At 38.4% G+C, this 16,282-nt stretch carries 18 protein-coding genes; 14 read left to right on the forward strand and 4 right to left on the reverse strand.

From position 1 onward, the window contains the following. The first annotated feature begins 234 nt into the window (after positions 1 to 234). Both V3Z67_RS13345 and V3Z67_RS13350 read left to right on the forward strand, forming a co-directional pair. On the forward strand, positions 235 to 840 hold the full coding sequence (locus tag V3Z67_RS13345) for a hypothetical protein (RefSeq protein WP_330443776.1): 606 nt from the start codon (positions 235 to 237) through the stop codon (positions 838 to 840). 77 nt (positions 841 to 917) lie between these two features. Next, entirely contained in the window at positions 918 to 1,223 is a 306-nt protein-coding gene (locus tag V3Z67_RS13350; protein WP_330443777.1) for a hypothetical protein, read from the forward strand. Between the two features lie 340 nt (positions 1,224 to 1,563). Here the strand turns inward: V3Z67_RS13350 and V3Z67_RS13355 are convergent, their stop codons facing one another. The 4 genes from V3Z67_RS13355 to V3Z67_RS13370 form a co-directional block, all read right to left on the reverse strand. Then, positions 1,564 to 2,208 carry an endonuclease III domain-containing protein gene (locus V3Z67_RS13355; RefSeq protein ID WP_330443778.1) on the reverse strand — a complete coding sequence of 215 codons (645 nt, stop codon included), beginning with the start codon at positions 2,206 to 2,208 and terminating at the stop codon, positions 1,564 to 1,566. A gap of 410 nt (positions 2,209 to 2,618) precedes the next feature. Then, a complete protein-coding gene (gene msrB / locus V3Z67_RS13360) occupies positions 2,619 to 3,011 on the reverse strand; it encodes a peptide-methionine (R)-S-oxide reductase MsrB (protein ID WP_157483649.1) in 393 nt (130 codons plus the stop codon). A 5-nt stretch (positions 3,012 to 3,016) separates the two neighbouring features. Then, complete coding sequence (gene msrB, locus V3Z67_RS13365; RefSeq protein ID WP_330443779.1) at positions 3,017 to 3,547, reverse strand: peptide-methionine (R)-S-oxide reductase MsrB; 531 nt, start codon at positions 3,545 to 3,547, stop codon at positions 3,017 to 3,019. Further along, a complete protein-coding gene (locus V3Z67_RS13370) occupies positions 3,544 to 4,404 on the reverse strand; it encodes an alpha/beta hydrolase (RefSeq protein ID WP_330443780.1) in 861 nt (286 codons plus the stop codon). Before V3Z67_RS13370 ends, msrB (V3Z67_RS13365) begins: the two co-directional genes overlap by 4 nt. A 66-nt stretch (positions 4,405 to 4,470) precedes the next feature. Between V3Z67_RS13370 and V3Z67_RS13375 the strand changes: the two genes are divergently transcribed. From V3Z67_RS13375 to lon, 12 genes are all read left to right on the forward strand, one after another. Then, a complete protein-coding gene (locus tag V3Z67_RS13375; RefSeq protein WP_330443781.1) occupies positions 4,471 to 4,818 on the forward strand; it encodes a DUF1801 domain-containing protein in 348 nt (115 codons plus the stop codon). A 111-nt stretch (positions 4,819 to 4,929) separates the two neighbouring features. Further along, positions 4,930 to 5,745, forward strand: a complete 816-nt coding sequence (locus V3Z67_RS13380; RefSeq protein ID WP_330443782.1) for a M48 family metallopeptidase — start codon at positions 4,930 to 4,932, stop codon at positions 5,743 to 5,745. A 178-nt stretch (positions 5,746 to 5,923) separates the two neighbouring features. Then, positions 5,924 to 6,358 carry a hypothetical protein gene (locus V3Z67_RS13385; protein WP_330443783.1) on the forward strand — a complete coding sequence of 145 codons (435 nt, stop codon included), beginning with the start codon at positions 5,924 to 5,926 and terminating at the stop codon, positions 6,356 to 6,358. Positions 6,359 to 6,389: 31 nt separating this feature from the next. After that, on the forward strand, positions 6,390 to 6,938 hold the full coding sequence (locus V3Z67_RS13390; protein WP_330443784.1) for a hypothetical protein: 549 nt from the start codon (positions 6,390 to 6,392) through the stop codon (positions 6,936 to 6,938). Positions 6,939 to 7,063: 125 nt separating this feature from the next. Beyond that, complete coding sequence (locus V3Z67_RS13395; RefSeq protein ID WP_330443785.1) at positions 7,064 to 8,143, forward strand: hypothetical protein; 1,080 nt, start codon at positions 7,064 to 7,066, stop codon at positions 8,141 to 8,143. A gap of 79 nt (positions 8,144 to 8,222) precedes the next feature. Then, positions 8,223 to 9,203 (forward strand): hypothetical protein, encoded by a 981-nt coding sequence (locus tag V3Z67_RS13400; RefSeq protein WP_330443786.1) that lies wholly within the window; start codon positions 8,223 to 8,225, stop codon positions 9,201 to 9,203. A 29-nt stretch (positions 9,204 to 9,232) separates the two neighbouring features. Further along, positions 9,233 to 9,775, forward strand: coding sequence for a hypothetical protein (locus V3Z67_RS13405; RefSeq protein WP_330443787.1), 543 nt, complete (start codon positions 9,233 to 9,235; stop codon positions 9,773 to 9,775). Between the two features lie 9 nt (positions 9,776 to 9,784). Further along, a complete protein-coding gene (locus V3Z67_RS13410; protein WP_330443788.1) occupies positions 9,785 to 9,994 on the forward strand; it encodes a hypothetical protein in 210 nt (69 codons plus the stop codon). Positions 9,995 to 10,417: 423 nt separating this feature from the next. Continuing rightward, positions 10,418 to 11,746 carry an MFS transporter gene (locus tag V3Z67_RS13415; RefSeq protein WP_330443789.1) on the forward strand — a complete coding sequence of 443 codons (1,329 nt, stop codon included), beginning with the start codon at positions 10,418 to 10,420 and terminating at the stop codon, positions 11,744 to 11,746. Positions 11,747 to 11,797: 51 nt separating this feature from the next. Beyond that, complete coding sequence (locus tag V3Z67_RS13420; protein ID WP_330443790.1) at positions 11,798 to 12,574, forward strand: hypothetical protein; 777 nt, start codon at positions 11,798 to 11,800, stop codon at positions 12,572 to 12,574. A gap of 33 nt (positions 12,575 to 12,607) precedes the next feature. Then, entirely contained in the window at positions 12,608 to 13,525 is a 918-nt protein-coding gene (locus V3Z67_RS13425; protein ID WP_330443791.1) for a DUF6252 family protein, read from the forward strand. A gap of 234 nt (positions 13,526 to 13,759) precedes the next feature. After that, positions 13,760 to 16,210 carry an endopeptidase La gene (lon, locus tag V3Z67_RS13430; RefSeq protein ID WP_330443792.1) on the forward strand — a complete coding sequence of 817 codons (2,451 nt, stop codon included), beginning with the start codon at positions 13,760 to 13,762 and terminating at the stop codon, positions 16,208 to 16,210. Positions 16,211 to 16,282 lie beyond the last annotated feature (72 nt).

A 16,282-nucleotide genomic window follows, 5' to 3' on the forward strand; every position in this document is an offset into this window, starting at 1 on the left:
AGTTAAGCCCGCTTGCGCAGATGGTACTGCAATTTGTGGGAGAGTATGACACTGCCTTTCTTTTCAAAACCCTATCCGATAAAGGATAGGGTTTTTTGTTTTATATAGGTTTGTATTTAAATTAAAAAATATTCGGTTTTATTCTATATTTTTAAAATGAGGCACAATGTTTGATTTTTCGTACTAAAAAATCTAAACTTTACTATATTAGAAATCATTAACCAAATTAAACCTATGAAAAACAAACTGTTAGGGTTAACCCTAATCGCCTTACTTTGTGCAGGAAAGATGAATGCACAGGATACAGAACAACAAGATCCAAGTGTTGAGAAAGAAATTAAAGGAGTACAAATAGGAGATCCCGGCTTGGTGTTATATTATGAATTTAAACTGGCTAATCAATTAACATTAAGAGCTGAAGCTGGTTATGCTGTAGGGGTTAAAGCCAATGCAGACTGGTTTTTTGATGATGGAAGTGAAGATGGTTTTTTTGCTCTTCCAGCATTTACAATAGAACCCAGATGGTACTATAATTTAGGCAGACGAGTAAGAAAAGGAAAAGATATTACAAGAAACAGGGCAAATTACTTTTCTGTTACCACAACTTATTATGCTGATTTTGGTGTTATAAAGATTAATGATGTAGGTGATGTACCTAGCTTTTTAAATATTGTGCCTATGTGGGGGATGAGAAGGACTTTAGGTAAAAAGTTTGATTATGAATTGGGTGCAGGGATTGGTTACGTGTATATTGGATCATATGTACACAGGGGGCATGTGCATAAATCAGAAGAAGGAGCGATATTGCTTTTAAGAGCCCGTTTTGGTCTTGGTTTTTAAACTTTAGCAATATTTTAATACGACTAGAGGTTGTATGTTGTAACTTTGGGTAGATTCAACTAACTAAATAGCTAAACATGAAAAAACTGATTTTTGCTTCAGCAATGCTGATGGCTGCTTTTACTGCAACCGCATCGGTTACTGTTTATTACAATGATTCTACTGTACTTTATGAGCAGGAGAACGAATATAAAGAGATTAAAATTAGTGAAATACCTAAGGAAGTAATGGATAATATCCACAAGGATTATGGAGATTATAAGGTGGTTAAAGCCTATAAGTCGGATAAAGGAAACTATAGGCTGGATATGAAAACCCAGGATGGTATTGGCCTAACGGCATCGTTTACCGGAGAGGGGAAACTGATAAAGATATATTCTTAAATATATATTATATAGTTGCTGAAAAAGAGAGGTTTATACCTCTCTTTTTTTGTTTTATGATGTGTTGTTTTATTGCCCTTTTGTTATAGCACAAAAGCGAAAAAGTCAAAGCTATGGTTCTTTAAGCTAAAAATTACTTCGTTTTTTAGACTTATTTCATCAGTTCGGCTTTCCAGCCTCGAGTTTCGACTCCACTTCGTTACGCTCAAAATGACAGAACGTGTTTGTCGTCCTGACGGTAGGAAGGATCTCATTAATATTTATGATAGAGATTGACACGTCATTCCTCCTCGTAATGACAATAATACTTAATACTGTTTTGTTTTTATACTTAGAGTAGTTATTTCTTTTCGTTTTGGTAGTATTCGCAAACATCTTTCATGATGCATTCGCTGTGTTTTGGGTTGCTTGGACGGCAGGTTTCACGCCCCAGGTAAGATATTGCCATTCCGGCATCGGCCCACATGTCACGTGGTAGTGCTTCCATCATTTGTTTCTCAATTTTAACGGCATCTTTACCCTGCGCAATCCCTAATCGGGGAGCAACGCGTATAACGTGTAAGTCGGCCATGATGCCTTCTACCGGTACACCTGCTTCACGCATTATTACGTTTGCCGATTTTCGCCCAACACCTTTAAGGGCAGTTAGCTCTTTCATGGTAAGGGGAATATTTTTGTCTTCTTTTACAGTAGATGCTATATCCTGAAGCCATGCTATTTTGTTGCCGTGAAAGCGTATTTCGCTCAGTATTGCGGTAAGCTGTTCGGTATTGGCTTTTGCGAGCGACTTCATATCGGGGAATTCTTTAAAGAATTTTGGTGCTACTTTATTGATATGGGCATCACTGTCTTGTGCCGAAAGTACTACCATTACCAGTAGCTGGTATATGTTTTTGTATTCCAGCGGATGTTTTGCGCCTTTGTATTTTTCCAGTAACGGCTTTAAGGCCTTAGCCCAGTCGGGTTTTTCGTTAAAGAGATCCATAGAATAAAGTTACTGTTTTATTTGATATGATTGATGTGTTTATGTCCTTTTGTCTTGACACAAAAGAACGAAAAAGTCAAGGCTTTGGTTCTTTAAGCTAAAAATTATGGCTCTCGGCTAAACCATCCGAACTAGGCTATCGCCTCAAACAGCGGATGCTTATTAACGCCTCGTTTATAATTTTCTATACGCTACAGAACCTAATACCGTTTGCTGACTCTTATGCTAACACTACTATTGTCATTCTGATTGCAGCGATAGCGGAATGAAGAATCTAAAAAGATTTCTCCACAAGGTCGAAATGACATAGGGAATTTATTAATAGATTGCCACGTCGTTCCTCCTCGCAATGACAGTAGGAAATAAAAAAGCCCCGCTGGTGGGCGGGGCGGTGTATCTGTAAAAAAATGTTATTCTTTAAAATCTACCGATAGGGAGTTAACGCAATAGCGTTGTCCGGTTTGGGTAGGTCCGTCGTCAAATACATGACCCAGGTGACCGCCACAGTTGGCACACATAATCTCGGTGCGAATCATACCGTGTGAGGTATCTTTTACATATTCAATTTTACCCGGAAGGGCTTCATCAAACGATGGCCATCCGCAGTGCGAATTAAATTTTGAGTTTGATGCAAACAGGGGTTCGCCACAGGCTCCGCATACATAAGTGCCTTCTTCAAAGTGCATGTTGTATTTGCCGGAGTGGGGGAACTCGGTTCCTTTTTGCCTAAGTATTTTATAACGCTCCAGGCCTAGTTGTTCTTTCCACTCGGCTTCTGATTTGTTTACATTGTAATCTTTCATTGTAGTTACTCCTTTTTCGCTTTTTTAAGTTCTTCTGCAGGGATAAATTTAATAGAAACCGAATTGGTACAAAAACGCTCTCCGGTTGTAGCTTTTGGTCCGTCGTCAAACACGTGCCCCAGGTGACCGCCACAGTTGGCACACATAACCTCGGTGCGGTGCATTCCGTGTGAAAAATCTTCCTCATAAATTACAGATCCTTTGATTGCCTGATCAAATGAAGGCCATCCGCAATGGGAATTGTATTTGTTGTCTGACTTGAACAATGGGTTTCCGCAGGCGGCACATACATATACGCCATCTTCAAAAAACTCATCATATTTCCCGGTATAAGGCCTTTCGGTAGCTTTTTCACGAAGTACCGAATATTCTTCGGGGCTTAACTGGCTTTTCCATTCGGCATCGGTTTTAGTTACCTTAAATTTGCTGTCAGTCTTTTCGGTTTGAGCCTTTTCGGCTTTATGTTCTTTCTTTTTAACCTGTCCGTTACATGCCGTAAGGGAGAACAGGATAAGCAATGCCATTAATTTTTTCATGATAGTAAGAATTGGGTTAACGTTTTGATGACAGTGCTGTCGCCCAAAATTTTTCGGTGCCCTAATCCCTGCGTTATCATAAGCTGGCTGTTTGCCAAATGTTTATGGATGTGGTGTGCAGCGGTTACGGGAACATCGGTATCATCTTCGTCGTGAATAACCAGTACGGGAACAGTTACTGCCTGTGCTGCTATATACGCCGAATAGCTGTTAATGGTTTCACCAAACTTTTTTTCAAACAGCTTCATCATCAGTTTACCTGTACCAATATTCATGCCTAACTCTTTTATAAAGTTGTTCATTATATCTTCTATAATATCGCCGCTGCCTATAATTACCGCCTTATCTACCTTTAGTCCCTGTTTTATGGCATTAAGTACCGACATGCCTCCCAGTGAATGCCCTACGGCATAAGTAAAGGGTCCGTATTGTTTTTCAAGCTCCAGTATGGCAGCGATAAACTCGGTCATATCACTCGTTTTTCCGGGCGCTTTACCATGCCCGGGCGCATCAAAACTAACGGTGCTGTAGCCTTTTTTTACCAGTTTTTCGGCGATGGACTGCAGTTGTGTTCCGCGTCCGCTCCAACCGTGTACCAGCAATACTTTTTTGTCGCTGTCGCCATAGTGATAAACCCTTATGGTTTTGTTGATTGCCGGAACTTTTACAAACTCCTGTCTGCTTTCGGCATTCATTTTTTCTTCCCGCTTAGGGATAGGGAATTTCATGGGGGTTATAAATAGCTTCATAGCAAACTTTGCCGCCATTTTTTGTGAGGTAGCTTCGAGTACTTTTGCCGTTACCCTTATGGGTTTTGGTATGGCCATTGACCTTCGGTTTGAACTGCTTACTGACATGGTGGTAGAATTATTTATTGGCAAGTTAGAAATTTCTTACCTTACATAATATTAAAATTGAATTAAATGCTACGTCCGTTTGATAATTATTTTGACAGGCTCAATGAGCCGGTAAAGGGTTGCCTGCTTGCCCTGAAAGATTTTATAAGTGGGTTTGACGATGCCATAACGCAGGAATGGAAATACAGCATGCCGTTTTTTTACCATAAAGGTAAGATGCTGTGTTACTTTCATACCCATAAGAAAACGGGTGAACCCTACATAGGGTTTGTAGATGGTGGCTTACTGGATTTCCCCGAACTGGTACAGGAAAAGCGGGCACGTATGAAAATATTACCCATAAACCCTGAGGCCGATATTGATTTGGCTTTGTTAGGGTCTATTTTAAAGGCTTCGCTTGATTTAAGAAAGTAATTAGCCTAATCAAAACGTTCACAATACTTTAACGGACTAAGGTTAATTATTAAGGAAATTACAGGAAAATATTTACTAATTTTGATTTAGCAAAACTAATTTTATCGTTATATGAGAAAGAGTATAGTTGTATTATCGGGGTTTATACTGATGATGTTTTTTGCCTGTACGACCAATCCTTTTACAGGGAAATCGCAGTTTAACGTTGTGTCAAACGATCAGATTTTCCCTGCTTCCTTCCAGCAGTATGATGCTTTTATTAAGGAAAACAAGGTGATTACCGGTACTGCCGAAGCAAAAATGGTTACCACAGTAGGCCAGAAAATTAGGGCTGCTGCCGAAAAATACCTTAATGCCAACGGCTATCAGGGGTATTTAAAAGATTACCAGTGGGAATATCATTTAGTACAGGATCCGTCGCTTAATGCATGGTGTATGCCGGGCGGTAAAATTGTTGTGTATAGTGGTATACTTCCGGTTACTAAAACCGAAGCCGGACTGGCAACTGTTATGGGGCACGAGGTATCGCATGCGTTACTTAACCATGGTGGTCAACGTATGACCGCGAGCCAGGCTCAGCAGGTAGGTGCTGTACTTTTAGGAGCTGCAACAACCCAAGAAAGCGAAGCTGCACAACAAATTTATATGCAGGCTTATGGTGTGGGATCTAACGTTTTAGGGATGCTTCCGTTTAGCAGAAGCCACGAGACTGAGGCTGATAAATACGGACTTATACTTATGGCTATTGCGGGATATAACCCGGATGAGGCAATTAGTTTTTGGCAAAGGATGTCGGCACAGGGTGCAGGCGGAACTCCGGAGCTGCTTAGTACACACCCTAGTGATGCTACAAGGATTGCTAACCTTAAAAAAATGATTCCGGAAGCTAAAGCCGAAGCGGCTAAGTTTGGGGTAACGTTTAAGTAATGATTTTAGATAAAAGATAATAGAAACACGACTATTGTTTTAAAGATATTGAGCCTCGCTTTTTAGCGAGGCTTTTTTATGAAATTAGATTTTAGGATTTAAAATTGAAAGATTTAATAAAGTGATGGGACGTGATTGTTATACATAAAGGAATCTGTTTTTTGATTATTTTTGACCTATGAAAAAAAATCACACCATTAAAATAGTTGTCTTTGTTTTGGTTTTTGCTTTGACAATAATTATAAACGTATTGATAGATAATTCAAAGTCATCAAGTACAGATGCTCCTCAGGTAACAGCTTTTGTTAATGAGATAGAGGAGAGTAATGACCTTAATGTTTTTCTTGATAATTATTTTCCTAATCAGCCAAAAGAGGTACGTGAACATTACTTTGTTATTGCCGAAAAAATAAAGCAGGCTGATGATGTTACGATTGTTTGTTATACAAAATATAATGAACCGGATAAAGCTAAGGTTAACGCTAAACCCGAACTGGTTTATATATTATTAGTAGATAACCAACCTATATATGTAATGACTGATGAGGAAACCGGTAAAGTAACATCGGTTATAGGCTTACGAAAAGGAGATGTAATAATAGGATGGGTGTAACAGGTTAAGTTGATATTTAATATATTGCTGTATGAAAAAACTCATAGCCTTACCCGTGTTGTTTTTATTGATAGTATCCTGTAATAATGGGATTGAGAAACCTTTAAAAACAGAAAAAGAGATTAGTCTTCTATTATATCTAATTAGAGATAATGTTGCTATTAAAAATGTAGATCTTGATACTCTCCCTTATTTTGGAAAAGATTCTCTGACGTTGCGAAAAATTGTGTTTTCTGATTCTGTTGTGTTTTATTATCCGTACAGGCATTTGATGGATTATACAGATACACTTATCATTAAAAATGATAAGGTTAATTTAAGACAGGAGTTAAAATACCTTTCCCAAAAAACAATTGCGCTTAACGGTAAGCCTGTTACAGTAAAAAAATATTCACAGGATGTTTTACCTACAGGACCAATGGGCAATATTTTTATAAACGATTCTTTGGGGATTGTTATGAGCCGTACATTAGCACACCCTAACTCAATGCATATTAACTGTTATGATACTCATAACCTGAAGGAATTACATATGGCTATTGCTGCAGATCGTTCGTTTTTTGAATTTGAAACAGATTAAAATTCTCTATGAAAAAACTCATAGCCTTACCCGTGTTTTTTTGATAGTAAAATACCTATAAAAGGGTATGGTGTATTTTGTGTTAAAATGTTAATTTTAACACTTTAACAAAATCACCACATCCAATGAAAACAAAATTACTTTTACTATTATTAATTGCCTTTTATGGGGCTAATGCTCAGGTTGCCGGACTTAAAGTTAAGAGCATATCACCGGTTAAGGCTAACAGGCTTGAAAATTCTTTTGCAGGAGAGTCTACAGCAGTGAAATCTAAAGAACAGATTTTAATAGAATATCATACCAAAGATATTAGCGTAGAGGAAGAAAAAATTAAAGAAATACAAACTGCACTTACTAATAATGCCAATAATTATGATCCTACGGCAAATCCGCCTGTTGAGCGATTTACCGATGATGAAATTAACAAGAAGCTTGAAACTATTGCCAACTACAAAAAGAACATTAAGGGGCTAAATACCCAGATAGACAGCCTTGAGCAGGTAATGCGAATTGATACTGTACTTTTTAAAAAACTCACTTATTTTCCCGGAGGAAAAAAATCAAGAGCTGTTTTTGATGTGCTTTATGAAAACGAAGGCAAAAGGTTTAAGGCTCTTGGTAATACAGGTGTAAGCTTTGGTAACAATTCGGGTTCAATTTATTCAGAGCTGGTAGGAGGTAGTCTTGGTGTTTTTAGGGTTAGCCTTGGTACAATGGTTTCCAGTAGTAATAGTAGTGACGAAGAAAGCGCACAGCAGGAAGAAGCCTATCAAAGGCTGGTAACCTATGGCGGTAATACTGTTTTAACTTTTGAGTATCCTGTTATTTATACACACTCTGCAAACCATGACTATAATTTGTTAGGTAGGTTTATAGCAAAAGGAGCAGCCGATTTACCGGCTTTTGGTACCACTACTGATGATTGGGCCGGAAGCGCATCTGTAGGGTTAAATTTTTATGGTGATGCAGCTATAGATAATAATGAACTGCGCTTTTTCTTTGAGGCGAGTACGTCTCTTTATTTTGGGACAGATGAGTATCAAACCAACCTTGGTATAGATAAGAGTAACTTTACATTTGGACAGGTAACACTGGGACTTGTATTTCTTGAAAACTTTAAAATATCGTTTGTAGTAACAACCTTTAGTTCGCAAAGTAACCTTAGAAATAAAAATGTTGTTGCCGGTGGGCAGGTACTGCGATAAGTATTTAAATGAATTATATTCTATAAAAAAGCTTTGGGAAACCAAGGCTTTTTTGTTTACAGAAATGCTATATTGCTGTATGAAAAAACTACTTGCCTTACCCTTATTGTTTTTACTATTTTGCTGTAAAGCCGTTCAACAACCTGCTGTTACATTAAACACTGTACATTTTAATAAATTTAATGACAACCAAAGTTTATATCAAAAACTCGGTATAAACGACCCCAATGCACTAATAGTATCGGTGTTAATATATAGTTCATGGAGTTGGGGTAAAAGCACCAGTTATCTGGCAGTGCTTAGTGACGGGAGAATGTTTAAATATCATCATCATGTTCATAGTCTGCAATATGAAGATGAATTACGAAGCGCTGAAATTACTGATGTTGAAGAGAAAGAAAAGTTTCTAAAACTTATTAATGCTACAGCAGATATTAATCCTGACAAACTTGATATACAGGTTAATGAAAAAGGGAAAAAGATGCTGGTATATGATGCCGCTCAATATGAAATTAAATTAAGTAAAGGGAGTAACGTACTGGAACTTAATAGTTATGCTCCACACGATTTTATTGAATATGGCGCTATAGGAAAGGAGGACAGGCAAAAACTTATTGATTTTGCAGATGAGATGTACTTTTATAATGATTTGTTTAGGAAGATTATATATATAGAATTTGACGCCGATGAGGAGGGAAGCAGCATAACCGAAGACAAACATAAAACAGAATTTAAATTACTGCCTGCCATAAGGGATGATAAGTTTGTTTACAACACTGATAAGCATAAGGTAGAGGAGGTGCTTTTTGATGATGTAAAGGATAAATTACTTACAAAGAAAAAGGCTGTGAAATGCTTTGAAAATTATACTCAGAATAAAGTTGACAGTTATCTTAAAAATACAGGTAATAATCCAAGGATGATAGCACCTTCGGCTTACTACTATCCTTCAGGCTATTTCAGTAAAATATACCTTTATAAAAAAACAGACGAAAAAAAAGGTCTCCTTTATGAGGTAGACTGGTATTGTAAAGCTCCAAAAATGCCTTTCGAAAAATAGCAGGTATATTGACTAATTATATTTTTTAAATGAAAAAACTACTGGTTTTACTAATACTTATTACAGGCTTTTGCAGTGCGCAAACACAAAAGATGACCCATACATTTAATTTTTATACCGAATACCATCAGTTTTATCTTGAAGATAAAGAAGCTAAAGGGGATACTGGTTCAAATGAGTTTTGGACTGATGAAGCTTTTGAGGCACGCTTTGCAACAAAGCAGGGGATTATTGCTGTTGGTACCTATTGTTATGGGAATGTAAAAGGAGAAATAACCGTTTTGCAAAATCCCGTTAAAGATATAGATTATAGTTTGTATGATCATGTTGTGGAAGGGGGGATTGACATCTCATCGGGAGAATTACTAATTATGGATTGCCCTACTAGTACGGTGGAGTTAACCATAAAAGTGACTCCGGGTAAATACAGGGTAAGGGTTTATGGCTCTAACTTTAAAAGCGTAGCTGAAACCGACCTGGCTAATGAGAGTGATAACGATTATTACAAAATTGAAATTTGGCCTGACGATGATATAGAAAGAAAGGTTCTGAAACAGTTTTCATACAGATAAAATATAAGAATGATAAAATTATTTTTCCTTACCGGCAATCCGGTTGCTGTTTTAGTTTTTGTTTTCATAGCAGCATTAATACCGTCTGTTATTGCCTGTGTATTGGTTAGGCTTTTTATCGCAAAAGAACTCAGGATGTGGTGGGTGTATTTAATAGTATTTGTAGTTACACTTATAATAAGCTTTTATGTTATTTTTTGGGAGCTTACATCTTCTTAAAAAATAAACGGTAAATGGCAGGAAATAGGGCAAATGAATCAAATAGTATGTTTTTGATTTCTTTTTTTTAGAGGTATAAACTATAGTACGGTAGAGTGGAGAAAGGCATTAGGTTTTGAAGGTATAAATTAAATTACCGGAAGAAGCGTATAGAAGCATCCGCTGTTTGAGGCGAAAGCCGAGTTCGGATGGTTTAGCTGAATGAGGTAATTTATAGCCTGAGAGACCATAGCCTTGACTTTTTCGTTCTTTTGTGTCAAGACAAAAGGACAGTCATTAACAAGATTCCTCTTTCCCGCTATCGCTCCAATCGGAATGAAAAACATTGCATTTACACCTATTACATACTAAAATCTAACCCTGAGATAATCCTATAATCCAAAAAATAAATTAGTTTTGGCAAAACAAACCAAATAATTAAGTATGTCGGTACAACTACAAAAAGGAGATAAAAAGCTCCTTAATGCCTGGGCTTTTTACGATTGGGCCAACTCGGTTTACAGTCTGGTAATTGCTTCGGCAGTATTCCCTATATTTTATGAGCAGCTTTTTAGCAGGGCAAAAATAGAATACATTGACTTTTTAGGATTTACGGTAAAAGATACCGCCCTAATGAGCTTTATTACTGCCTTTGCCTTTTTGGTCGTGGCATTTATTTCGCCGTTACTTTCGGGTATTGCCGATTATAGCGGAAACAAAAAGGGCTTCCTTAAACTGTTTTGTTACATGGGTGCACTTGCCTGTATTGGTTTGTACTGGTTTGACTTAGGTAATTTATACCTTAGTTTATCGCTTTACTTTTTTGGTCTTGTAGGTTTTTGGGGTAGCCTTGTATTTTACAACTCTTACCTGCCCGATGTTGCCTACCCGGAGCAGCAGGACAGCATTAGTGCAAAAGGATACTCAATGGGGTACATAGGTAGTGTAATACTGCTTATACTTAACCTGGCTATGATTATGGGTATGATGCCGGAAATGCTTAAAATTAAAGGCACAGATGAAAATCCTGCTGCCCTAAAAGCCATGCGTATATCGTTTGTAATGGTAGGGATATGGTGGATACTGTTTAGCCAGTATACTTATTACTATTTACCAAAAGGAAACAAAAACAACAATAAGGTAACCCGCCATGTACTGCTTAACGGTTTTAAGGAGTTACGCAAAGTGTGGGATCAGTTAAAGCAAACTACCCAACTTAAACGTTATCTGGGGGCATTTTTTGTTTACAGTATGGCTGTACAAACCGTAATGCTGGTAGCTACTTACTTTGGAGCAAAAGAGATAGAGTGGGGTAGTGACGATGCTAAGAGCATGGGGCTTATAGGTAGTATATTGTTAATACAGCTTGTGGCAGTTGCGGGAGCGATATTAACCTCAAAACTTTCGGCAAAATTCGGAAATATTAAAACTCTTATAGGGATAAATGCCGTTTGGGCTGTTATATGTATAGCGGCTTTCTTTGTAACCCTGCCTATGCACTTTTACATCACTGCCGGTTTTGTGGGGCTTGTAATGGGAGGTATACAATCGCTGTCAAGAAGTACCTATTCTAAAATGTTACCTGAAACTCAGGATACTGCCTCGTTTTTTAGCTTTTATGACGTGACCGAAAAAATAGGAATCGTGATAGGTATGGTACTTTATGGTGCTATTGACCAGATTTTCGGAAGTATGCGATATTCTGTGATATTCCTTACATTATTCTTTGTAATAGGTATAATATTACTGGCTAGGGTATTAAAAAAACATTAAGATATTAAAAAAAATACTTTATATTTGGGCACCTAACAACTATAAAACCATATGAAAAACTTTAGAAGATTATCGGCTTTAGTATTGTTTCTTTCGGCATTCAGCTTTGTTTCATGTGATACAGAGCCTGTAGATCCGGTTCTTTTAGACAATGTAAACAATCCTGAAAATCCGGGTACTAATCCAAACAATCCTACTAATCCGGGTACAAGTGATGGTAGTTACTGGCCACTAGCTGTTAATAACGAATGGGTTTTTGATATTGAAGATGAAGGGGAAAGCACTATGTTACTTACGGGTACACAAACAATAGACGGTAACCTGTACTATACATCAAGTACTGGGTTTGCTGATGCCGGAACGGGAGGTTTTACTGGTGAATCGAGCATGGGGGTTAGACATAATAACGGTGACTACTCTATGAGAGTAAGTGTTGATATTCCAAATCAGGAAGGAATGCAAATTACGGTATCACCATATGAGTATATTTTATTAAAAGACTACCTGGAGCCAGGACAAACCTGGGCTGAAGATTTACAACAAACAACCAGCTATGAGATAGATGGTGTTAATATCCCTCCAATTGTTATGGATATTCATGTTGATAACATTATTCAGGAAAAAGGAATTACTGTAGATATTAACGGTACTACTTATGAAGATGTTATTAAGGTAAAACAAACAATGATTTATTCCAGCGAAGCGGTTAATACAACAAACATTGTTTACTTTTGGTTTGCTAAAAATGTAGGTCCTATTAAATCAGAAACACAAAATTCAGGAGGATTTACATCAAGCAGTACGCTTGTGTCTTACTCGCTGAACTAAGAATACGAATACACGAATAAAAAATAAGAAGTTATGAAAAAGATGAAAATTGTACAGGCGTTTGCGCTTCTGTTTTTGGCCATGGGCTTTATAGCCTGTGATACAGAACCGGTAGACCCGGTATTATTAGACAATATTGGTAACAATCCAGGCGGTTCAACAGGATCATTTACCGTAAACTTTAGCGGAGAAACCTACACAGCCACGACTACTCTTGCTGTAATAAATGACGGTATGCTTGTGGTTTCAGGACTAAGAGGCTCACAGGGGGAATCGGTTAGCTTTGCTGTGCCAAACCCTGCTGTAGGAACTTTTTCGGGTGATGATGTACTTATGTACTATCAGCCGGTAGGAACAGAATATCAGTATCTTAACTTTGGTTCAGAAGGTTCATCTGGATCTGTAAACATAACAAACATTGATGCCCTTAACCAAAAGGTATCGGGTACATTCAGCTTTACCGGATGGTGGAGTAATGACGAGGAAGATGTAGCCCCAATTGAGTTTACTGCGGGGGCATTTACAAACATATCTTACACAGGTTCTATACCGGGTACAGGTGGGGGAAATACTACTGACGATTTGTTTACAGCTGTTCTTGACGGTACAGACTACCCAATTGCTAATATTGCTGTGGCTGTTGCCGATGGTGGATTAGGTGAGACTATAAGCATTAACGGACTTGATGCTTCTCAAAATAATGTGGTACTTACTATTGATGCTTCATTGACTCCGGGTACATACCAAATTACCGGAAACATGCTTGAAGACGTGGTAGGTGCACGATATGTAACTGTATCTCCGGAGTCTATGTACATGGCTACAACCGGATCTATAGTTATAAATAGCAAAACAGAAGAGAGAATTGCAGGAACATACAGTTTCTCTGCTACAAACGGTACCGAAGTAGTTAACTTTACAGGTACTTATGATGTAGACTACAGCTTCTAAATTTTAGTTTCGAACTACTAACTCAAACTACTATATCTACTGGTACGCCCCGCTTTATGTGGGGCGTTCTTTTTTAAGAAAATCCCTAATGTGGCATAATGATTGACATTATACTGCGTTAACATATCAGCTAATACATTGTTATTACTGATATACAAGTAAATAATACCCCCAATATAAACGGGGCATTTGCATAACAGCAAATGTTTAATGACAAAATGACCTATTATAAGTATGTCTAATCAAAAAATATTAAATATTGACAGTTTGTCACTTCAGGAACTGGATACAGATGCCGATTTGATTCCGTTAATGACCCCTGAAGATGAGGAAGAAATGAACCGCGAGGTACTGCCTGCAGATTTGCCTATACTGCCATTGCGCAACATGGTGCTTTTTCCGGGGGTAGTAATCCCAATTACAGCAGGCAGGGACAAGTCGATCAAACTGATAAACGAAGCCAATGCCAGCGGTAAAATTATTGGGGTAGTGGCTCAAAAAGACGAAAAGGTAGAAGAGCCTTCAGCAAACGATATCCATAAAATAGGTACAGTAGCCCGCATATTGCGCGTGCTTAAAATGCCCGACGGTAATACAACTGTAATCATTCAGGGTAAAAAACGCTTTGAAATTGATGAGGTAACTACCGAAGAGCCATACCTGCGTGCTACCGTTAAGGAAGTGAATGAAGAACGCCCTGAAAAGGACGATGCCGAGTTTAATACCATTATAGATTCGATTAAGGAACTGGCTATCCAGATTATTAAGGAAAGCCCGAATATCCCTACCGAGGCTACCTTTGCCATTAAGAACATTGAGAGCGACTCATTCCTTGTGAACTTCGTTTCTTCAAACATGAGTCTTACCGTAAAGGAAAAGCAGGAACTGCTTGCCGAGGGTAGCCTTAAAAACCGTGCGCTGGAAACCCTTCGCCACATGAACCTTGAGTTGCAAAAGCTGGAACTTAAAAACGATATCCAGAGTAAGGTACGTTTTGATTTAGATCAGCAGCAGCGTGAATATTTCCTTCATCAGCAAATGAAAACCATTCAGGAAGAACTGGGTGGTGTTTCACACGATCAGGAAATAGAGGAAATGCGCAAAAAGGGCAAAGCTAAAAAGTGGAACACAAAAACAAAAGAACACTTTGATAAGGAGGTTTCGAAGCTGCAACGTATGAACCCGCAGGCGGCAGAATATGGTATTCAGCGTAACTATTTAGAGCTGATGCTTGATTTGCCATGGAACGAATTCTCTAAAGATAAGTTTGACCTTAAACGTGCCGAGAAAATACTGCACCGTGATCATTTTGGACTTGAAGACGTTAAAAAACGTATTATAGAATACTTGGCTGTATTAAAGCTGAGAAACGATATGAAATCGCCTATATTGTGTTTATACGGCCCTCCGGGGGTTGGTAAAACATCCATAGGTAAATCGGTTGCTGAAGCACTGGGACGTGAGTACATCCGTATATCGCTGGGCGGACTTCGTGATGAGGCCGAAATTCGCGGTCACCGTAAAACATACATCGGTGCTATGCCGGGTCGTATTATCCAGAGTATTAAAAAGGCAGGGACAAGTAATCCTGTGTTTGTACTGGATGAGATAGATAAACTGTCTGTAGGGCCAAGCGGAGACCCATCAAGTGCATTACTTGAGGTTCTTGATCCAGAGCAGAATTCAGAGTTTTATGATAACTTCCTTGAATTGGGGTATGACCTTAGTAAAGTGATGTTTATAGCTACGTCTAACAACATGGCAACTATTCAGCCTGCGCTTCGTGACAGGATGGAGATTATAAACATGACAGGTTACACCATTGAAGAAAAGGTAGAGATTGCAAAACGCCACCTGTTACCAAAACAGCTTAAGGAACACGGACTAACCGATAAAGACCTGAGTATTGGTAAAAAACAGATGGAGAAAATCGTAACCGGATACACTAGGGAGTCGGGCGTACGCGGACTGGAAAAACAAATTGCCAAAATGGTAAGGCATACTGCAAAATGCATTGCCATGGAGGAAGAATATAACCATAAGGCTACCGAAGCTGATATTATTGAGGTACTGGGCTCACCAAGAATGGAGCGCGATAAGTATGAAAATAATGAAGTGGCAGGTGTGGTTACAGGTCTTGCCTGGACAAGTGTAGGCGGCGATATATTATTTATTGAGTCGTTACTGAGCAAAGGTAAGGGATCGTTAACTATGACGGGTAACCTTGGTAATGTTATGAAGGAGTCGGCTACCATCGCTCTGGAATACATTAAGGCCAATGCAGAACAGCTTGGTATTAGTCCGGAAGTGATTTCCAGCTATAACGTGCACATTCACGTACCGGAAGGAGCTACACCAAAAGACGGGCCAAGTGCGGGTATTGCTATGCTTACATCGCTGGTATCGTCGTTCACGCAAAAAAGGGTTAAAAAGAATCTTGCCATGACAGGGGAGATTACTCTTCGCGGACGTGTATTGCCTGTAGGTGGTATTAAGGAGAAAATCCTTGCTGCTAAGAGGGCAGGTATTAAAGAGGTTATACTATGTGAGGAAAACCGTCGTGATATAGAGGAAATCAAACAGGAATACTTACAGGGGCTAACGTTCCACTATGTGAGCGATATGAAGGAAGTGGTTAAACATGCCATTACCGACCAAAAGGTGAAAAACGCAAAAACACTATAATTTCAAATAGGTTTACTTTATTTGAAACAGGAAACGGCTAAGGGGTATCTTAGCCGTTTTTTACAGTTATTA

The organism is Flavobacterium sp. C4GT6 (genome assembly GCF_036347315.1).
Classification (GTDB): Bacteria; Bacteroidota; Bacteroidia; order Flavobacteriales; family Flavobacteriaceae; genus Flavobacterium.